The sequence below is a fragment of the Chthoniobacterales bacterium genome (genome assembly GCA_035274845.1).
In the GTDB taxonomy this organism is placed as follows: domain Bacteria; phylum Verrucomicrobiota; class Verrucomicrobiia; order Chthoniobacterales; family UBA10450; genus AV80.
Window position 1 is genome coordinate 231,283 of sequence record DATENU010000015.1, and the last position, 21,221, is coordinate 252,503.

Genomic DNA, 21,221 nt, shown 5'->3' on the forward strand with positions numbered 1-21,221 from the left:
GGCCAGAGTCGCCGGCGCACCTCCGTTCCTTTCTTCCAGCGCTCGAAGCTCTTCCCGCCAAATCGCATTTGGAAAAAATTCCTGCAGACGCCGAGGTGCCCCCGCCGCGGCGTCCGGCAGCGGACAACGTTTTCAGACCGCCGGCCGAACCTGTGAAAACAGATGCCGCAGCGTCCACGAAAGGGAGCCCGCAAAAGGTTTCCCCGGCGCTTGAGCGACAAGGCGCGGTAGTTCCGGCATTCGTCTCCGTTCCGCGCGAAAGCACGGCGCGATTGAGCCACGCAATGCGGGAAAATCAATCGCTGGCCAAGGAATCTTCCGCCGCGCGCACGATCCGAGTCACCATCGGACGGATCGAAGTGCGCGCCATCCACCCACCGCCCGAACCGCCGCGGCGACCGCGGCCAGTTCCTGCCGCCCCGAAAATGTCTCTGGACGATTATTTGCGTTCCCGCAATGGAGGCACCGGATGAGCAACGCCCTCGCCATCGCTGGCGTGAGCGCGGTCTTGCGGGACCTGCTCAACAACGGACTGATCGATCACCAGGTCAGTAGTTCGGTCGGGGGACCGGTAACCGTAAGCGTGCTCTCGCCGGACCGAGTGAAACTGGACGGGCAGGAAAAGGCGCAGCTGAATTTGTTCCTTTATCAGGTCACCCCGAATGCGGGCTGGAGCAATGTCGCGCTTCCGTCGCGGGACGATCGCGGTGCGCGCGTGACTAACCCGCCGCTCGCGCTCGATCTTCATTATTTGTTGACGGCGTACGGCGAGAAGGATTTCGAAAGCGAAGTCTTGCTCGGTTACGGGATGCAGCTTCTCCACGAAACGCCAGTCTTGGCGCGGGACGCGATCCGCACCGCGCTCGGGACGGGCACGGGAGGGATGCCGGTCAGCGGCACGCTCGGCGATGGCACAATCATCCCGCCCGGGCAGCTCTCTGCTTCGGATCTCGCCGATCAAATCGAGCAGATCAAGATTTCGCTGCAAACCTTGAACGCGGAGGAAATGTCGAAGCTCTGGAGCGCGCTCGGAGCGCATTACCGGCCGACAGCCGCCTACCACGTCTCGGTGGTCCTGATCGAAAGCAGCAAATCGACGAAGACCGCCCTTCCGGTCCGCAGCCGGAATGTTTACGTGCTGCCTTTCGAACAGCCGTTCATCGAGAAAGTCGCTTCCGCTGCGCCGAGCGACGCCGATCCGCGGATCACCATTAACAGCACGGTGGTGGTGACGGGCCGAAAGTTGAAAGGTGAAACCACCCTCGTTCGTGTCGGAGATGCAGAAGTGCCGGCGACCGCGCTCACCATCACCGATAGCCAAATCAGTTTTCCGCTCACTTCCATAACTTCGCTTCGTGCCGGCGCCCAAACTGCGCAGGTCGTTCAGCAACTTTCCCTGGGCACCCCGCCGGTGGCGCATCGCGGCTTCGAATCGAACGCGGTGGCGTTCATGCTGCAGCCAACCATTACGGCGGCAGTGGATAGTTCAAGTCAGGTGACTCTCACTTTCGTCCCGCGCGTCGGCCGCACTCAACGCGTGACTTTGTTGCTGAATGAATTTGATGCGCCGAACAACCGGCCGGCCCGCGCCTACAGCTTTCCCGCGCCGGCCAACAATGGGATCACCAATCAGGATCCCGACACCGATAAAATCTCATTCGCAGTGAACAGCGTGACCCCCGGCGCTTATCTCGTGCGTGCGCAGGTCGATGGCGCGCAAAGCCTGCTCGACGATACCGCTGGAAAATACGACTCGCCGAAGATCACGATTTCATGAGCGAGCAAACGAATAACTGGCCGGAGGAGAACCAGCGTTTGTTGATGGCGGCAGTCGCCACCGTGCGCGCCGCTCTGGAACGCCACGCGCACCGGACAGACGCGGAGCCCGCGCGGGAGGAAGCGCAGCCGCCAATCGCCGCCTCCGACGACTCGGCCCTGAGCAATCTTTGCCGCGCGTTTGGGCTCTCGGCCTTCGAGCGTAGCGTGCTCCTGCTCTGCGCCGGGATGGAATTGGATTCGGGTTTCGCCACGCATTGCGCCAGCGCCCAGGGCGATCCGCGCAAGACGTATCCGACTTTCAGTCTCGCGCTCGCGGCCTTGCCCGAACCGCATTGGAGCGCGCTTCTGCCCACCGCCGCGCTGCGTCATTGGCGACTGGTTGAAGCAAGCGGCGGCGACTCGCTCACCACCAGTTCGCTGCGGATTGACGAACGGATTCTCCATTATCTAACCGGCCTTTCCTATCTCGATGAACGGCTCCACGCCTATTTTCAGCCGCTCCGCGTTTGCGCCGACCTGCCGCCATCCCACACCGTCATCGCGAATCGCGCCGCTGCGTTGTGGCAGGACCAGAACGGAACTGGCTTGATCGAACTTTTCGGCGAAGACGATTCCGCCAAGCGCGCGATCGCCGCCGCCGCCAGTTCCGCGCTTGGACTGCAATTGCGCGTCTTGCGCGTCGGCGATATTCCAGCGCCGCCGGTCGAGCGCGACACCTTCATCCGGCTTTGGGAACGGGAAACCATGCTCAGCGGCGGGGCGCTCCTGGTCGATTGTTGCGGAGAAGATGATTCGACCGAAAACAAGACTCATCTGACTGCATTGCTTAGACGACTGCGAGGCCCGGTCGCGCTGGCGACACGCCAACCGCTGCGAGATATCCCGCGTCCGGTTGTTCGCCTCGAAGTGCGCCGGCCGGCGCTGGCCGAACAGCGCACGCTCTGGCGCGACGCGGTCGGGGATCTGACCCCCGCGTTAAATGGTGAACTCGACGGGATAACCGCGCAGTTCAGTCTCGGCGTCGAAGCGATTTACGCGGCCCGGGCTGAGATCAAGGAACGCCTGGAGGCGCCCGAGGCCGGGTCGGTCAATCTTGCCTTGTGGGATATTTGCCGCAATCAGACGCGGCGCGGTCTCGAAAATCTGGCTCAACGGATCGAGCCGGCGGCGACCTGGGACGATCTCGTTCTGCCCGAGGCGCAACGTCAGACCTTGCGCGAAATGGCAGCGCACGTCCGGCAACGGACCACCGTTTACGAGCGCTGGGGTTTCGCCGCCCAAAGTTCGCGCGGGCTCGGCATCAGCGCGCTCTTTGCCGGCAGCAGCGGCACCGGCAAAACCATGGCTGCCGAAGTCCTGGCGAACGAGCTCCGTCTGGATTTGTACCGGATCGATCTCAGCTCCGTCGTGAGCAAATACATCGGCGAGACCGAGAAAAATTTGCGCCTCGTGTTCGACGCCGCCGAGCAAGGCGGCGCGATCCTGCTCTTCGACGAGGCCGACGCGCTCTTTGGCAAACGAACCGAAGTAAAAGACAGCCACGACCGTTACGCCAACATCGAAGTGAGCTACCTACTCCAACGCATGGAAGCCTATCGCGGCCTCGCCATTCTCACTACGAACCGGAAGGAATCGCTCGACTCCGCCTTCCTGCGCCGGCTCCGTTTCGTGGTTCAATTCCCTTTCCCCGACGCCGTCCTCCGCGCCGAAATCTGGCGCCGCATTTTCCCGGCGAACACGCCGACCGAAGACCTCGATCCGCTGAAACTTTCCCGTCTCAACGTCGCCGGCGGCAACATCCGCAACGTCGCCCTGAACGCCGCCTTTCTCGCCGCCGACGCCAACGAGCCCGTCCGGATGAAACATCTCCTCCGCGCCGCCCGCGGCGAGTACCTGAAACTCGAAAAACCGCTCACCGAATCCGAGATCGGAGGCTGGGCATGAGGAGACGGAGGTCAGAGGTCAGAGATCAGAGATCAGAGCCAAACTCTCAACTCTCAACTCTCAACTCTCAACCTGCTGTCCAACTGCACATCGAGGAATTGGTCCTCCACGGCTTCGCGCCCGGCGATCGCCACCGCATCGGCGAAGCTGTTCAGCGCGAACTGACACGGCTCTTCACGGCCGAGCAAATGCCAGGGCCCTTAACGAACAGCGCCGCGATCGACCGGCTCGATGGCGGCTCGTTTCAAACAACTGGAACCGCCAAACCCGAAGCCACCGGCGCCCAAGTCGCGCGCGCCGTGTTTGGAGGATTGAAGTAATGAGAGCCGCACTTCAAACTAAACCCAAGGCTTCATCGAGCGCGTTCCCGACTTTTACACCAGTTGGGAGCCATCTTCTGCAACGCAAGTGCGCCTGCGGCGGCACGACGGGGCCAAGCGGTGAGTGCGAATCCTGCCGCAAGAAGAAGCGTCAGCGCCGTTCAGAGAATCTCGATCTATCCTCCATCGGCCATCCTCGATCCTCTGTCTCGGAGATTCCGCCAATCGTGGACGAAGTATTGCGGTCACCAGGCCAACCCCTCGATTCCAATACGCGTGCGTTCATGGAACCGCGCTTCGGGCATGATTTCAGCCAAGTGCGCATACACACCGACACTCGTGCGGATGAGTCCGCACAGTCCATTAACGCTCTAGCCTACACGGTAGGAGAGAACATGGCCTTCCGTGCAGGGCACTTCAGGCCCGCCACCGATTCTGGACGCCGCTTGCTCGCGCACGAGCTCACTCACGTCCTACAGCAAAAAATGGGTCACGTTGGATCAAAACAGACTGGGACAGCCGCAGCACGAATTGGGGCAAACGTAACGTTTGAGCGAGAGGCCGATGCTTGGGGGGAAAGAATCGTCCTCGACATCCCCTTTTCGAACATCCTTCGTGCCCCTCAGGTTAGTCCCTATTCTCTCTCGGGCAGCATGCTGGCAGTGCAACGACAGCAGTCGAAAGACGTCGCGAAATTTCCAGAAACTAAGACGCAAACGCCTCTCGAACAAGCGACAGAGCTGGTCGGGGAATCTCCTTCCACGGTTAAGGACCGCGCCTCTTGGATTCTTAAGGCCGCGGACCAAGGCTTCGTCACGTTCAATACTACTACGGCGAAAAATAATCTACAGGATGTGCGAGACGAAAAGAAGGTCGAGAAACTGGATCCGACCGCCGCTGGCTACGACGTACCTATTCTGGAAGTGGAGGTTGGACTCGCCAAGAAGATCATCCAGCGATGGGTCGATGCCAATGGCGCCGGCACGAAACCAAGCATTCAGTTTGGCAGCATGATTCGATCTTCCGCTGATCCGCACGGCAAAGGTAAGGCGATAGATATTAATGCGCTAAACATGGCCACCTCGGTTGATCCGACCGTCACAATTCTGAACGACTTGGACAAGAGCATTCACGCCTCGTACGGACTGGGTTTTCCCTTCCAGGGAGACTTTTTTGATCCGGCCGACAACATAGAAACGAAGAAGCGCGCCGCAGAACGCAGTGCGGCCCCTTCCGTCGAGGCGAAAACTGAGACGAGCGAAGCGGCAGTCAGCAAACCTGCTACAAATGCCCTAGTTGCGGAGAAGCCGGCAGGAAAGCCGGTGACGGCGCAAATAGAGAACGCCCTGGAAAAGAGGTCTTCACATATTTGGAAGGCAAGCGGGACGATGGGAGCGAGCGGGAAATGGTTGTGGGAAGAGAAGGACAAGATAAAGCAAGTTGGAGGTGGAGCCTACACCCGTCTCAAGAGCCAGCAGCTAAAAGACACTTTAGCCGCTCGGCGCAAAGATGGCTTCAGTTTCGTCATTTTCCCAGACAATGATAATCATCTTCATTTGGACGAGCGGTGACTAACCGGTATGCGCCGGCGCGAGAAGAAATGGTATTTCAGTGGAACCGAGCGACGCACGCGCGCCGGAGCGCGAAAAGGGGGGAAGGGTTGGAGGTGATGAAGAAATTGCGCGCTCAATAAAAAGCCATACTGCCTCCATCCTTTTCACCATACCACGCAGATAGACGGGATGAGCAACGGTGCTTTCTTAGGTTTATGACCCTCCGCCTAGCCGTTCATGCGTAACGCTCCAAGATCCGACACGCCGTCAAGATGAAAGCCCTCCTAAAAAAGCAATCTCAGGCCAAAACCGAACGGTTGATACCTTCCTCCGTAGCGTCGCAACGCAAAGACAACACATCCTCCGCCGAATCGCAGCACCAAATTGGCGTGCCAGCGACTGTGCCCGAAGTATTGCGCTCGCTAGGTCAGCCCTTGGATTACGAAACGCGCGCCTTCATGGAGCCACGCTTTGGTCACGACTTCAGTCTCGTGCGTTTGCATAACGAGAGACACGCACAAGGATCGGGGACAAAAGGTGAACCGCCTACCAGGGTATTGCCGCGCTTTGCCGACGTCTCCAAGCGCATACCCAGCCATCCGAATGCGTATTCAACCATTCAACCAAAGCTTCAGGTTGACACCTCGGGCAGCGCCGAGGAGCAAGAAGCTGATCGGATCGCAGAAGAGGTGATGCGAATGCCCGAACCGCAGTTAAGCAGCGGCGCAGGCTCAGGATGTAAGGATGAGCAAGCTAGCCGCGTGCCCTTGCAAACAAAGCGTGTCAAAGCACATGGCTCTAGGGAGGTGGCGGCGCCGCCCATCGTTGACGAGGTGATACATTCAGCCGGCCAGCCATTAGCCCCCTCTACGCGAGAGTTTATGGAGCCGCGCTTTGGGCATGACTTCAGCTGGGTGCGCGTACACACCGATGCACGCGCCGTCCAAGCCGTGTCAGCAGTCAACGCGCGCGCTTTTGCGGTGGATCGCAACATTGCGTTCGGCGTCGGCGAATATGCGCCGCAGACCGCCACCGGACGCCGTCTTCTTTCGCATGAACTGACGCACGTTCTGCAACAACGAAGCAGCGATTCCAAGCCGCTCGTCACCGGCGCGCCATTAGTCGTCGGAGGCACGTCGTCTGTGTTACAAGCCGCTCCGTCAGCAGCCATCACACTTTCGAAAGGTGTGGGCGTAAATGGGCCAAATGTTGTCACTGATTTGAAGCAGATACAGGCCAAACTGCTCGAAATGGGATTTTTGTCGCCGACAGACTACACCTTGGAAGGCGTCACTTTGCTCAAAGAGCTAAAGGACACTGACAAGGTTGGAGCAAAGAACATTCCCAAAACCATAGCAGCCATCAAGCAATATCAACGTGTCGTAGAGTATCGAGATGATACCTCTAAGTACAACAAACCTACTGGGCAAATTTCACTCACCGGAATTTCGCTAAGTTTGATGAACGCTCAGATTGCAGCTCCGACCCAAACAGAACTCACTGCAATCAGCAAGAATCGTGGGAGCCTATCTTCGACCGTAAAGGTGGGCGGAGAGCTGAAGTTGACGGGCAAAGTGGGGAGAGTCAGTGACGGAAACAATGAGGGCGACCTGACTGCCGTGCAGCAGCGATTGTCGGCCGTCGGGAAATTGGACAGCAAAGATCGTGCGGTCGAAACTCCCGCCGCCATCAAGACAAAGTATTTCCTTCAATACAAAACCGGGATCGCGAGCATAGATCAGGCACACATTCCTAAGACGATCAAGGCGATCGAGAAGTTCCAGACTGAGGGACAGTTTGAACATAAGTACTGGAGCAGGAAGAAATTTGCGGGTCAGGACTTGGGAACTCTCACCTGGACAAGTGGCGTCGTCGCCGAAGGAGGTTTGTCTGAGTTCATTCTTTCCCACTACCAAGAACTCACGTTTGGATTCAAAGATGACAAGCGGGTAGAGAAGACTGTCTCCGCAGGTAATTTTCAAAGAGCTGGCTCTAATACCAAAGACGCTGTCGGTGTGTCAATATTGGGGACAGCGGAACCCGCAAGTTTCACCGTTGATGAATTCAAAACCTACGGGATTACAGATGTTGAGGTCAGCGCTTTGCTGTTTGTCTCGAAAAACGAAGGAAAGTTCAATGGGCTCAATACCTATGACCGCACGGCCATAACTTTCGGATTTGTCCAGTTTGCAGGTGGCTCCGGCGGGGGAACATTTCCTAAATTATTGGCTAATTTGAAAAAGGACTCGCCCACCGTATTTGAGGAAAGGTTCCAGAAATATGGGATTGATGTCGAATACGTGGAGAATCAAAGCAATGTCTCCATGGCGACAGTTGTTGCAATAGACCCCGCTGGCGGCAAGGTGATGCGCGGGCGAGATGCCGAAGAGTACATCAGGAAAATGCCCGCGCTGTTGCCCGCTTTCCTCACCGCTGGTCACAGTAAAGAAGTACAACAAGCACAGGTGAAAACGGCTGTTAGCGATTACGTGATTCCGAGCCGCAACTTAAAGTTCGACAAGAACTCCTCCAACGATGTGCTCAAGTACAAGAAAGACAAAAAGGAGGTGCTGTTGGTGGGAAAAGAGGCCGAAACTTTCGCCAAGAGTCCCGAATACATGGCGTTACCACCGAGCGACAAGGAAGCCTTGACGACCTTTTCGCTTATAGGTGAAAAAATATCCGACTACCTCAGTTCCGAAAAATCTCGCGCCGTCATCATCGACCTAAGCATCAACAAAGGACTTAGCGGAGGTGCAACTGCGATCTCGCAGGGAATGGGCGCTTACATCGTCGCAAATAAGCAAATTTCTAAAGGAGCACTCAAGGCCGCGACAGAAACGGATATCCTAGCAAGTATCCAACCCTTTGCTTCTATACCCTCCAGAGTCGAGAAGGCAATCAATGATGCTTCGCTCTCTGGGTCGTAATGGGTGGTGATGTAGACGATCAACTAGAGGTAGACTCGAAGCAACTGTGAGGAGAATGCGAAGGGAAAGCCGATGCCTGGGTCCATAAACAACCGTGAGGTGCGGGAAGTCTTTGAAGGAGCGCTGACGCTGCAATCAAAGCGGGTGATGGTCGATGGCAGGGCGGTCGATGTGGCGATGCCGTTTCCGTCGCCGGAGGATTGGCGGGACCAGTGGATTTATTTTTTGATGGTCGATCGGTTCAACAATCCGAGTGCGCCGCCGAAGCATGCGCCGTTCGATGGAACGCATGGGGTGTTTCAGGGAGGGACGCTGAATGGAGTCCGCCAAAAGCTCGATTATCTGAAGGAGCTTGGGGTGGGGGCGATCTGGCTTTCGCCGGTGCAGAAGAATTGCCAATACAATCCGTTCACGTTTCACGGATACGGAATCCAGGATTTCCTAGAGATCGATCCGCGGTTCGCGTCGGATCCGGTGGCGGCGAAGGCAGACCCGAAGCCGGCGGAAGACGAGTTGCGCGCGCTGGTGGATGAGGCGCATGCGCGCGGCATCTACGTGATCTTCGACATCGTGCTCAATCATGCGGGCGATGTCTTCGAGTATGTCCTGAATGATGGACGCCGCGCGGCGGAGACGGATTTTCGGGATCAGCCTTACACGATCAACTGGCGCGATGAGACGGGGCGCGGCCGGCCGGATTGGACGGAAGCTCCCGCGGATCCGCCGCGAGACGCCGCGATTTGGCCGGCGGAGCTGCGGCGCAATGATGCTTTCCGGCGCAAAGGCCGCGGCGGAGAGGCGGGCGGCGATTTTTCTTCGCTCAAGGAAATGGTCACGGACCTTCAAGTGGTTGACGACGCGATCGGACGGCATTTCCCGGTGCGTAACGCGCTGATCCGCGCCTACCAGTATCTGATCGCGAAATTCGACGTGGACGGTTTCCGGATCGACACGCTGAAATACATCGAGCCGGAGTTCGCGCAGTCTTTTGGCAACTCCATGCGCGAATTTGCGCTCGCGATCGGCAAGAAAAACTTCTTCACCTTCGGCGAGGTTTACGACAACGAAGAGCAGATCACGCGATTCATCGGCCGGCAGGCGACCGAGCAGGGCGATCTCGTAGGAGTGGATGCTGCGCTCGATTTCCCTCTTTTTTTCAAACTCCCGGGCATGGCGAAAGGACAAACGCCGCCGGCGGAAGTGGTTCAGATGTTCGAGCATCGCAAAGAGCTGGAGCGGGGCGTCATTAGCTCGCACGGGGAAGCGAGCCGGTTTTTTGTGACGTTCCTGGACAATCACGATCAGCAGGAGCGCTTCTATTTTAGCGGGGAAGACGCGCCGGGCCGATTCGAGGACCAACTCATTCTGGGCATCGGCTGCTTGTTCACGCTCCAGGGCATTCCGTGTTTGTACTATGGGACGGAGCAAGGGCTGCATGGCCGGGGCAATGGCGACGCCGCTGTGCGCGAAGCGTTATGGGGAAAGCCGAACGCGTTCGACGAGCAGACAGAGTTGTATGGAAAGGTGCAACGGCTGGCAGCGGTTCGCGGCGCGCAACCGGCCCTGCGTTATGGCCGGCAATATTTTCGTCCGATCTCCTCCCGCGGCGGCGCCCAATTTGGGATCTCGCCGTTCTCCCCGGGCGTCCTGGCTTTTTCCAGGATCTTGAACGACCAGGAAATCCTGGTGGTCGCGAACTGCAACACCGAGGCGAGCTGGACCGGCGAGGTGATCGTGGATTTTTCACTTAACCCGGCGGGCTCGACCTACGAGGTGCTCTTCACGAACAAGACTGTGGCGGGGGCGGCCGCGCCGGGACCGGTTGTAGAGAGAAGCGCCGGAAGCATCGAGATTCACGAGGTGAACGGAAGTATAACGAATGGCCCAACGCGGGTCCTGTCCCTCACGCTTCGGGAAATGGAAATCCAAATCCTCGGTAAGCGCAGCTGAACTGGCCGCTGCTTCCCGAACAAGAAATTTCGTGCTGGAGATTTTGGCGGACGCCTGCGCATTATGCGCAAGCGATCAACCCCCGTTCGATTAGGTGCGGAATTCAATGACCTCCCCAGATATCCAACTGCTCGTCGAAGCAAAGCGGCGGATGCCGGAACATGATCTCCCGGGAGGCAGGCCCGCGCGATGAGCAGCTTCTCTGGTTCCCCGAAAGTAAGGAAGGGCGCGATCATCGGGATGGATGTGTTCAATCCATTGGCGAGCGTGATCGTCTTTCAATACAACCCGGAGAAGCTGACGCGAACGCTTACGGCCCGAACGACGGGAAGCGATAGCCCGGATTCGGACGAAGCGTTGCGCCTGACGGGACCTCCGGAGGAGACGATCACGCTCGACGTCGTCATCGATGCGGCGGACCAGCTCGAATTGGCCAGGGCACCGGCCACGAAATTGGGACTGCATCCGACGCTGGCGTCACTGGAACTGCTGCTTTATCCGAAGTCCGCGCTGTTGATCGCGAACGAGGTCCTGGCGCGGGCCGGCATTATCGAAGTGGTTGCACAAAAGGCGCCGCTAACGCTGTTCGTGTGGGGACCCAAGCGGACGCTGCCGGTGCGGATAACCAGCTTCACGATCACCGAAGACGCGTTCGATACGAACCTGAACCCGATCCTGGCTACGGTGGCGCTGAGTTTGCAGGTGTTGAATTATCAAAGCCTGGGATTCCCTAGCGTCGGGGGCGCGTTGTTCCTGGCCCATCAAGTCGCGAAGGAAGTGATGGCGACGATCGCCGGCGTGGGCGCGCTTGCCGGCGGACCCTGATTCCCCCTCCGGACGATAACCCCATGTTCGATCCCACGAGCCGCTATCAGGACACCGCCATCGCCACGCTGACGGTCACCGACAGCGACGGCCTGCCGCGCGAGATCAAGTACGTGAAACGGCGCTTCATTCCGCCGGCGGGTGACGGGACGACCCTGGTCGAACACACGGTGACCCAGGGAGAGCGTCTCGATAACATTACCGCCCGCTATCTCGACGATCCCACTGAGTTCTGGCGGGTCTGCGATGCCAACAACGTGCTCCGGCCTGACGACCTGACGGACACGATCGGAAACGTGATCGAGATCGCGCTCCCGCAAACCTAAAACTCACCATGCTCTCTGACCGGCTCGGCATTCGTCTCGTTTTGTTGATCGGCAAAACCGTTCCGTTACCAGCTTCCGCAGAGGTGACGAAGGCGCTCATCAACCTGGAGGTCACCAACGACGCGAAAGGCGGCGACGGGTTTCAAATGACCTTTTCGCTGGCCAAGGGAATCGTCGAATACAGTCTTCTCAAGGGAGGCAAATTTTCTCCGGGAACGCGCGTCGTCATCGCTGTCCTGCTGGGCGTAAGACCGGAGGTGCTGATCGACGGCATCATCACTCATCACCAGGTGAAGCCGAGCAACGAGCCCGGGATGTCGACCCTCACTGTCACGGGCAGCGATCTCAGCGTTATGCTCGATTTGAAAGAGAAGAACGAAAGATATCCGAACCAGCCGGACTTCGTCATTTTCTCCCGACTCATCGGCGCCTATGGGAAATACGGGCTGGTGCCGCAACCGACGCCGACGAAGGACGTACCGATCATGGTGAAACTGATCCCGCGTCAGTGCGACACCGACTTGAAATTCATCCAGAAAATGGCGAAGCGGAACGGCTTCGTGTTTTACATCGAGCCGGTGACGATTGGCGTAAACAAAGCCTACTTCGGTCCAGAGAAACGGCTTGGCCTTCCGCAGCCGGCCCTGAGCATGAACATGGGGCCGTCGACCAACATCGATTCGCTCCGTTTTTCGCAGGATGGATTGGCGCCAGTCGCGACCAAGGGGTCCTTCCTGGAGCCGATCACCAAGCGCCGGATTCCGATCCCGGCCTTGCCGTCTTTGAAACTGCCGCCGCTCGCCCGGTCGGCTACGCGGGCGATGCGCACCTCTTTGCTGCGCGACACCTCGAACAAGAGCGCCGGGAAAGCAGCGACCACAGCGGCCGCCGCCGTGACCAACGCGCCCGACGCGGTCACCGCCGAAGGAGAGGTGGAGAGCGTGCGTTACGGACATGTGTTACGCGCGCGCAAACTGGTGGGAGTGCGCGGCGCCGGGCTGTCCCTAGACGGATTTTATTATGTGCAGCGTGTGACCCACAACATCGCGCGCGGCCAATATACCCAGTCCTTCGCCCTGAGCCGGGAAGGCACCGGGGCGCTGTCCCCGTTCCTGAGGCCATGAGCGAAAAATACTACGGCAAGTACCGCGGCAAGGTCACCAACATCAAGGACCCGCTCATGATCGGCCGCATTCAGGCCAAGGTGCCCGATGTGATGGGCGATCAGGACAGTGGCTGGGCGATGCCCTGCGCGCCGTTTGGAGGGAGCGGGTTGGGATTCTTTGCCCTGCCCGCGGTGGACGCCGGGGTGTGGATCGAGTTCGAGCAGGGCGATCCGGATTATCCGATCTGGTCGGGTTGCTGGTTCGGTTCGGTGAAGGAAATCCCCAAGGTCCTGCTCGCGCCGCCCTACAAAAAAATGATGATCAAAACGGAAGGCGGCCACAGCATCCTGCTCGACGACACGCCGGGCACGGGCGGGATCACGTTAAAAACCTCCGGCGGCCAGAAGATCAAGTTGAGCGCGACTGGACTTGAGATCGACAACGGCACGGGTGGCACGATCAAGCTCAAAGGCCCGCAGGTCTCGATCAACCAGGGCGCCCTGGAGGTTATCTGATGCCGGGCTTTTTGCTGCATGCGAACGCGACCGTGCTTTGCGCGCATGGCGGGCAGGCGCAAGCGACGGTTCCCAATCCGCGCGTGAAAGTGGGCGGCCAACCGGTGGTGACGCAGCCCAATCCGCATTCCATCGCCGGTTGTCCTTTCAATGTCTCGGGCTCGCCGGTGCCGTGCGTGACCGCGCAATGGATCACGGGAGCGTTGCGCGTGAAGGCGGGAGGGATGCCCGTGCTGCTTCAGGACAGCCAGGCCACCTGCGTTCCGAACGGCACGCCGGTGAACATCGTTCTTACCCAGGTCCGCGTGAAAGGAACATGATGCAGCTGGATTATCCATTTCACTTCGACGGACGCGGCCGCACGGCCGAGACCGACAGCGACGAACACATCCGCGATATGATCGAGCAGGTCCTTTTCACGGCGCCGGGGGAGCGAGTGAATCGTCCGACTTTCGGCAGTGGGGTGCTGCAATTGGTCTTTGCCCCCAACAGCGACGCGCTCGCCTCGACGACTCAACAATTGGTGGAAGGCGCGCTGCAAGAATGGCTCGGCGATTTGATTGAGGTCCGGGGCGTCGAAGTCGAAAACGAAGACGCGGTTTTACGGGTGACGGTGCGTTACGTCATCCGGCGATCGCAAAGCGCGCAGGTCGCGGAATTCACTACCGGAGGAAGGGGCGGATGAATTATTTCTGTTGCGATAAATCCCGGCGAAATCTGATCGAGAAAAGCAGCTCGAACGGGATCGACTTTCTCGAGGTGCTCGATTCCGAAGCGACCAGCAACGCGGCCCGGCAACGCACACTCTACGTCCATTTCATCAACAACTGGACGAGCTCGCCCTCTTTGCAGGTGAACAACGTCCGGATCGAAGGTGGCGAACGCATTCGCGGGATCAAGGTCACGAAGGTGACCGCCGGTAGCGATTCGAAGACCTGGGAGATCGAAGTGGATAAGTACGGGGATTTCTCCACCTACACGCTGCGAATCGTTCAGGACGCCACCCATGACAATCCGCCCCCGGGAATCGATCCGTTTTTTGCCGCGGTGGAATTTTCGTTCAAGGTCGAATGCCCGAGCGATTTTGATTGCAAGCCGAAACGCATTTGCCCGCCGGCGCTCGCACCGGAGCCGGAGCTCGATTATCTCGCGAAAGATTACGCCAGTTTTCGGCAGTTGATGCTCGATCGGATGCGAGTGCTGCTGCCGCAATGGCGTGAGCGCAACGCGGCCGATCTCGGCATCGCGCTGGTGGAACTCCTGGCCTACGCCGGCGATCATTTGAGTTACGAACAGGACGCGGTCGCGACCGAAGCGTATTTGGGGACGGCACGCCGGCGGGTCTCGGTTCGCCGTCATGCGCGGCTCGTAGACTATTTCGTTCACGATGGCAGTAACGCCCGGACTTGGGCGCACGTGCAGGTGAGCGTGTCGCAGCTATCCCTGCCTCGGGGCACCCAATTGCTCAGCCGTATCGCGCAACAACCGCCGCGAATCGCGCCGAATTCAACCGCTGCCGCGGAGGCGTTCCGACAGCGCCCGGTCGTCTTCGAAACGAAACACGACGCGCTTCTCTTCCAAGCCCACAACGATTTGTATTTTTATACGTGGGGAGACGACCGCTGCTGCCTGCCGCGTAGCGCCACCCGCGCCACCCTGGCCGACGGCTCAACGCCGTCGACTCAGCTCCGCCTTGCTCCGGGAGACGTGCTCGTTTTCGAGGAGCGCATCGGTCCGAACACGGGGTTGCCGGCCGATGCCGATCCGGCACACCGCCACGCGGTCCGCCTCACGCAGGTTTCGCAATCGGTCGACCCGTTAAACGGCCAGCCGGTCGTCGCCATCGAATGGGCGGCCGACGATGCCCTGCCGTTTGCGCTTTGCCTTTCGAGCGTGAGCGACAAGCAGCACCTCGCGCAACCGCTCCAGGACGTGAGTATCGCGCATGGCAACATAATCCTGGCCGACCACGGTTTGACGGTGCCTAACGAACCGCTCGGGGTGGTGCCTCGGCCGGAAATCTTCCTTCCGCCGGTCGCGGCGGATGATCGCTGCAGCGAGCGCGATCGCATCGCGGTGCCGCCGCGTTTCCGTCCCCGCCTGCAAGAACATCCGCTTACCCATGCGGCTCCGTTTGTTTTTCCGCCGCTCTCCGCGACAGCTGCGTTACGCCAGCCAGCCCGGGAACTCCTTCCATCGATTACGCTCAACAGCGATAGCTGGCGTCCCCAGTACGATCTGCTCGGAAGCGATGCCGACGCTCATGAGTTCGTAGTCGAAACCGAGAATGATGGCACAGCCTTCCTGCGCTTTGGCGACGATGAACACGGCATCCGGCCAAAACCGGGGACGATTTTCGCGGCGCATTATCGCGTCGGCAACGGCACGGCGGGAAATGTGGGGGCCGATTCGCTGGTCCACATCGTCTCCAGCGATTCCGGGATCATTTCAATGCGCAACCCAATGCCGGCGCGAGGTGGCGTCGAGCCGGAGACCATCGAGGATATCCGGCAACGCGCGCCGAGCGCTTTTCGGACTCAGGAGCGTGCGGTCACCGAGGCGGATTACGCGGAAGTCACAGAGCGCGACGCGCGGGTCCAGCAAGCGGCGGCGACCTTCCGCTGGACCGGAAGCTGGCATACGGTTTTTCTGACGATCGATCGCTTTGGGGGTCTCGGCATTGACGCGCCTTTCAAGAAGGCGATTGAGGCGCACGTCGACCGATTCCGCATGGCGGGCCACGATCTCGAACTCAACGCGCCGCATTTCGTTTCGCTGGAAATCGAGATGCACGTTTGCGTGAAACCGGGTTATTTCCGGAGCGAGGTCAAAGCCGCGCTCCTCGATTTATTTAGCAACCGGGTGCTGCCCGACGGGCGCCGCGGATTGTTTCATCCCGATAATTTTAGCTTCGGCCAGACGGTGTATCTCAGTCCGCTCTACGCTGCCGCGCAGGCCGTGCCCGGGGTGGCGTCGGTCCAGATCACGACGTTCAGGCGCCAGGGCTCCCGCGATACCTCGCCGCTGGACAACGGCTTCCTGAAGTTGGGCCGGCTGGAAATCGCGCGGCTCGACAATGATCGCAATTTTGCCGAGCGCGGTCTCTTTAACGTCACGCTGGGAGGCGGCAAGTGAACGGCGGCGCGCTGACCGATTGCGGGTGTTGCGAAGGGCTCACGGCCGAGACGCCGGCGCTGGTGGAAAACCGAGCAGGCTTGAGCGCTATCGCCTATCGGTGCGGCACGCATGCGCAATTCAAGCAAAGCATGCTGGCCGCGCTTTCCAGCTCGAGCCGGCCGGCCTTGCGCGCACTCGGCACGCGCGAGGATGACGATTTTTCCATCGCGCTGCTCGATGCGTGGGCGGCGGTTTCCGACGTTCTCACCTTTTATCAGGAGCGGATCGCTAACGAGTCCTATTTGCGCACGGCAACCGAGCGCCTGTCGCTTCTCCAACTCGCGCGCCTGATTGGTTACGAGTTGCGGCCCGGCGTTGCCGCCAGTGTTTACCTCGCCTTTACCCTCGAAGATTCCGAAGGCTCGCCCCGCACGACGACGATCGACGTGGGGACACAAGTCCAAAGCATTCCCGGCCCGGGCGAAGAACTGCAGACTTTTGAGACCAGTGAAAAGTTCGAGGCGCGGACCGACTTCAACAGCATCAGGGTGCCGCAAACCGAACTGGTCGTACCGCACGCCGGAAGCACGCATGTCTATTTGAAGGGCACGGAAACGAACCTGAAACTCGGCGATCGGCTGTTGTTTGTCGGAGCGGAACGGGAAGCGGATCCCGCCAGCACCCAATGGGATATTCACTCAGTGACGACCATTGTTCCAGATTACGATGCCAACCGGACGCGCGTCGAATGGGCAAAAGGCCTCAAGGCGATTTCAGCGCCGCAGGTATTTGCGCTGCGCCAGCGGGCATCGCTCTTCGGATATAACGCGCCGCATCGAGCCACGCTCTCGACTGAGATACTGGCTCACTACCTCATTACCGTTAGCTCCGGTGCCGCGGTTGGTGACTGGCCATTTACAATCGGCCAAACAATCGATCTCGATACGACGTATTCCGCTATTATGCCGGAAAGCTGGCTGGTGCTTTCGCAGTCGGCAACCCAGAAACTGTACCGCGCGAATACGGTGACAGAAGCTTCCGCGGCAAGGTTTGCCATCGCCGGCAAGACCACCCGGATTGATCTCGATACGAGCCAGGATCTAATGCTATTTGAAGCCGCGTACCGCGACACGACTGTCTTCGCGCAAAGCGAGTTGCTGGAAATCGCCGAGGAGCCGCGGGCGGAGTCGGTTCATGGCAGCGAAATCGTGTTTGACCGGATCGTGGAAGGTCTTCTCCCGAAGCAGGGCCTTGCCATTAGCGGCAAACGCGCCCGTATCCAAGTGCCGGAGAACGCGACGGGATTGGTTTTTCTCCCGGCCAATGGTTCAGCGGCGGTCACGTTGAACCCTGGGGATTCGCTTCAGGTTCTCAGCGCGCCGTCGCTCGTGCCCGCGAGCGGCTGGCATCTCTCGGTGCTATCTCCCGGCAATCTGCGGGTCGCTTTGCAGTCCTTTCTTCTGCAACAAATCAAGTGGCCCGTGGCAGATCGCGATGGGCGGACCGGTTCGGTTACGGCGGGATCGAATCAACTCCTGCTGGTGCCGGCGACAAAAGACGATCCGACGATCTCCGAAATCGCCTTCATTGCCAACGGTGCGGCAGCCATCACGTCAGATCGTGATCGCACGACGGTTCAACTGCGCGATCCGCTCCAAGGCAGTTACGATCGCGCGACCTTCGCAATCAACGCGAACGTCGTGCTCGCCACTCACGGCGAAACAAAAGAGGAAGTTCTTGGCAACGGCGATGCCAGCCAGCCCTATCAGCGTTTCACGTTGCAAGAATCGCCGCTCACCTTTGTGCACGGCTCGTCGCCGAGCGGAGCGGCATCCACTCTGGAAGTTCGCGTGAACGATGTCCTCTGGCACGAAACTTCGACGCTGTTCGGACGCGGCCCGCGCGATCGCGTTTTCATCACCCGGGCAGATGACAATGGCAAGACGAGTGTGCAATTTGGCGACGGCGTAACCGGTGCGCGATTGCCGAGCGGCCAGGAAAATGTGCAGGCCACCTACCGTCAGGGCATCGGCCTGGCCGGGCTCGTAAAAGCGGGACAACTAAGTCTCCTGACTTCGCCGCCGCTCGGCGTGCAGGAAGTCACGAATCCCACCGAGGCCGCCGGCGCAGATGACCGTGAGTCCCGCGACGACGCCCGCGAGAACGCGCCGCGAACCGTGCTTACGCTCGATCGCATCGTCTCCTTGCGCGATTACGAAGATTTCGTGCGCGGTTACGCCGGCATCGCCAAGGCGCTGGCCACCTGGACGTGGGACGGACATACCCGCGGCATTTTCCTGACCGTCGCCGGGCCCAACGGCGCGGAGATAAAAATTGAAGGCGACTTCGGGCTGAGTCTTTTTCGCGCGATCCGAAATGCCGGGGATCCGTTCGTGCCGGTGCAGTTGAAGTCCTACAAAAAAGGCTCCGCTCTGTTTCATCTGGCCGCCAGAGTCAAAGTCGATCCGGATTACGAAACGCCCGTTGTGCTGGCCGCGGTGGAATCCGCGTTGCGCGGACGATTTTCCTTCGACGCGCGCGAGTTCGGCCAGCCCGTCGCATCCAGTGAAATCATCGCAGTCATGCAATCAGTGCCCGGCGTGATAGCGGTCGATCTCAACAAGCTTTATCGCGTCGGGCATTCTCCGACCGATCGGCTTTGGGCGGCGCTGCCCCAGCCCGGCGCCAGCGGCACGCTGGACCCGGCGGAAGTGCTCGTGCTCGATGCGGCGCCGCTGGATCAACTGGAGGCGGTGACATGAGCTTTGCCAAAGACGGGCTCTACAAATTGCTCCCGACGATTCATCGAATCCGGGACGCGGAACAGAGCGACATGCCGCTGGAGGCGCTGCTCGGAGTCGTGTCCGAGCAGGCTGCCGTCCTCGAAGAAAGCCTGGCGCAACTTTACGACGATCAATTCATCGAGACCTGCGCGGGCTGGGTCGCGCCCTACATCGGCGATCTTATCGGCTACCGGCCGCTCCACGGGGGCGTGCCGCAGATCAGCAGTCCCCGCTCGGAAGTTGCCGACACGATCGGCTTTCGGCGCCGCAAAGGAACGAGCAACCAATTGGAACAACTGGCGCGCGATGTGACCGGCTGGCCGGCGCGCGCGGTGGAATTTTTCCAGTTGCTCGGGTGGACCCAATTCATGAATCACATCCGGCCCCGGAACTTCTACGCTCCGGATTTGCGACAATGGGAACCGCTCGAACGGCTGGGCACGGCATTCGAAAGCACCGCCCATACAATCGACGTGCGCCGGATCGCGACGCAAAAAGGGCGCTACAATATTCCGAACGTCGGCATTTTCCTCTGGCGACTGCGCGCCTTTCCCCTGACTGCCTCGCCCGCCGTGCCGGCAGTTCCGGGCGACAAGAGCCGATTTTTCTTCAGCCCGCTCGGCAATAACACGCCCCTTTTTACTCATCCCGATTCCGAAGAGGAGATCACCCATCTGGCGGAGCCGATTAATGTGCCGGAAGCAATCAGCCGCCGGGTGCTGAACGCATATCTCGAGAGCCGTTACGGCGCTGGCAAGAGCATTTTGATTTCGGGAGTAGCGACGATGGATGTCGAAGCTTGTAATCTCAGCGACATCTCGGGCGGGCTCTGGGCGCACACGCCGAAATCCGGCAAGGTCGCCGTCGATCCCGTGCTGGGCCGCATCGCCTTCTCCGTGCCTCCGCTGCAACCGCCGGTGGTAACGTTTCATTACGGGTTCAGCGCCGAGATGGGGGGAGGGGAATACAGCCGCGCGGCTTCCTTCGACTCGGAGCCGACCCAGATCACTACCGTAAAAACGACGGCAACTATCCCCGCCTCCATTACCACAGCCGGCGTCGGTGACGTGCTGGAGATCAATGATAGCGGGCGATACGAAGGCCCGCCCCTGACGATTCACTGCGATCACGACAAGCGCATTGAGATTCGCGCCGCGGACAAGTCTCGCCCGACCATTGTCCAGCTGGGCCAGCTCAACATAACCGGCGATCCGGATTCCGAAGTAACTCTGAACGGCCTGCTCCTGATCGGCGCGACGCTTCGTGTCGTCGGCACGTCGAACCAATTGAAGAAGCTGCGGCTGCGGCACTGCACGTTCGTGCCTGGATTGAGGCTTAATCCGGATGGGAATCCGATCTCGCCGAATCGGCCCAGCCTTGTCGTCACCACCCCAAATCTGTCGGTCGAAATCGACCACTGCATTATGGGCGGATTGCGCGTGAGCGACATGGCAAACGTATCGATCCGGAACAGCATCATCGATGCAACCCGCCCGGATCGAATTGCCTATGCGGGAAACGGCAGACCTCCCGGGCGCGGCGGACCGCTGCGCATCGAAAACAGCACGGTCATCGGCAAGGTCCACACCTTTGCGATGGATTACGCTTCGAACACGATTTTCCTGGCGCGCCGCGCGGCCGGCGATCCGCCTTCGACTGCACCCATCCGCTCGGAAAAGAAACAAGCTGGCTGCGTTCGTTTTTGCTTCATCCCGGAGGGTGCCGTTTTGCCGCGGCGTTATCGCTGCCAGCCTGATCTGGCCCTGGCCCAACGCGCCACGGCCCTGGGTCTGGCTGGCGCAGGCGATCTCCCGTTCTCAATCCAGAAAAGTATCCGCGACCAGATCGTGCCGCTGTTTACTTCACTCCGTTACGGCCACCCTGGCTACGGCCAGCTCCAGCGCCAAGGCGCGCTCGAAATCCGCGAAGGCGCGGACGATGAGGCGGAAATGGGCGCCTTTCACGATCTTTTTCAACCGCAGCGTGAAACCAATTTGCGCGTTCGGTTGGATGAATATCTCCGCTTCGGACTCGAGGCGGGCGTCTTTTACTCCACTTGAAAAAACAACCCCA

15 protein-coding genes are annotated in these 21,221 nt (G+C 59.6%); all 15 read left to right on the plus strand.

Translation table 11 applies throughout. The annotated features are described in order from the left end of the window. Positions 1–469 precede the first annotated feature (469 nt). The 15 genes from VJU77_10675 (at position 470) to VJU77_10745 (ending at position 21,208) form a co-directional block, all read left to right on the plus strand. Positions 470–1,777, plus strand: a complete 1,308-nt coding sequence (locus VJU77_10675; GenBank protein HKP03807.1) for a DUF4255 domain-containing protein — start codon at positions 470–472, stop codon at positions 1,775–1,777. Further along, positions 1,774–3,723 carry an AAA family ATPase gene (locus VJU77_10680; GenBank protein HKP03808.1) on the plus strand — a complete coding sequence of 650 codons (1,950 nt, stop codon included), beginning with the start codon at positions 1,774–1,776 and terminating at the stop codon, positions 3,721–3,723. The genes VJU77_10675 and VJU77_10680 overlap by 4 nt, the downstream gene beginning before the upstream one ends. Positions 3,724–3,821: 98 nt before the next feature. Beyond that, the gene (locus VJU77_10685; GenBank protein HKP03809.1) at positions 3,822–4,043 is read left to right on the plus strand and encodes a hypothetical protein; all 222 of its coding nucleotides are present in this window, start codon (positions 3,822–3,824) and stop codon (positions 4,041–4,043) included. Then, positions 4,043–5,614 (plus strand): DUF4157 domain-containing protein, encoded by a 1,572-nt coding sequence (locus VJU77_10690; protein HKP03810.1) that lies wholly within the window; start codon positions 4,043–4,045, stop codon positions 5,612–5,614. The genes VJU77_10685 and VJU77_10690 overlap by 1 nt, the downstream gene beginning before the upstream one ends. Before the next feature lie 254 nt (positions 5,615–5,868). Further along, the gene (locus VJU77_10695; protein HKP03811.1) at positions 5,869–8,526 is read left to right on the plus strand and encodes a DUF4157 domain-containing protein; all 2,658 of its coding nucleotides are present in this window, start codon (positions 5,869–5,871) and stop codon (positions 8,524–8,526) included. A 72-nt stretch (positions 8,527–8,598) separates the two neighbouring features. Continuing rightward, positions 8,599–10,476 (plus strand): alpha-amylase family glycosyl hydrolase, encoded by a 1,878-nt coding sequence (locus VJU77_10700; GenBank protein HKP03812.1) that lies wholly within the window; start codon positions 8,599–8,601, stop codon positions 10,474–10,476. 189 nt (positions 10,477–10,665) lie between these two features. Continuing rightward, the gene (locus tag VJU77_10705) at positions 10,666–11,301 is read left to right on the plus strand and encodes a hypothetical protein (GenBank protein ID HKP03813.1); all 636 of its coding nucleotides are present in this window, start codon (positions 10,666–10,668) and stop codon (positions 11,299–11,301) included. Positions 11,302–11,324: 23 nt separating this feature from the next. Beyond that, positions 11,325–11,627 (plus strand): hypothetical protein, encoded by a 303-nt coding sequence (locus tag VJU77_10710; protein ID HKP03814.1) that lies wholly within the window; start codon positions 11,325–11,327, stop codon positions 11,625–11,627. A gap of 8 nt (positions 11,628–11,635) precedes the next feature. Then, a complete protein-coding gene (locus VJU77_10715) occupies positions 11,636–12,751 on the plus strand; it encodes a hypothetical protein (GenBank protein ID HKP03815.1) in 1,116 nt (371 codons plus the stop codon). Continuing rightward, positions 12,748–13,248 carry a phage baseplate assembly protein V gene (locus tag VJU77_10720; GenBank protein ID HKP03816.1) on the plus strand — a complete coding sequence of 167 codons (501 nt, stop codon included), beginning with the start codon at positions 12,748–12,750 and terminating at the stop codon, positions 13,246–13,248. Before VJU77_10715 ends, VJU77_10720 begins: the two co-directional genes overlap by 4 nt. Continuing rightward, positions 13,248–13,568 (plus strand): hypothetical protein, encoded by a 321-nt coding sequence (locus VJU77_10725; GenBank protein ID HKP03817.1) that lies wholly within the window; start codon positions 13,248–13,250, stop codon positions 13,566–13,568. Before VJU77_10720 ends, VJU77_10725 begins: the two co-directional genes overlap by 1 nt. Beyond that, positions 13,565–13,933 (plus strand): GPW/gp25 family protein, encoded by a 369-nt coding sequence (locus VJU77_10730; protein ID HKP03818.1) that lies wholly within the window; start codon positions 13,565–13,567, stop codon positions 13,931–13,933. Before VJU77_10725 ends, VJU77_10730 begins: the two co-directional genes overlap by 4 nt. Next, positions 13,930–16,383: a putative baseplate assembly protein gene (locus VJU77_10735; protein HKP03819.1), complete on the plus strand. Its 2,454-nt coding sequence runs from the start codon at positions 13,930–13,932 to the stop codon at positions 16,381–16,383. Before VJU77_10730 ends, VJU77_10735 begins: the two co-directional genes overlap by 4 nt. Continuing rightward, positions 16,380–19,127: a putative baseplate assembly protein gene (locus VJU77_10740; protein ID HKP03820.1), complete on the plus strand. Its 2,748-nt coding sequence runs from the start codon at positions 16,380–16,382 to the stop codon at positions 19,125–19,127. Before VJU77_10735 ends, VJU77_10740 begins: the two co-directional genes overlap by 4 nt. After that, on the plus strand, positions 19,124–21,208 hold the full coding sequence (locus VJU77_10745; GenBank protein HKP03821.1) for a hypothetical protein: 2,085 nt from the start codon (positions 19,124–19,126) through the stop codon (positions 21,206–21,208). Before VJU77_10740 ends, VJU77_10745 begins: the two co-directional genes overlap by 4 nt. Positions 21,209–21,221: the final 13 nt, after the last annotated feature.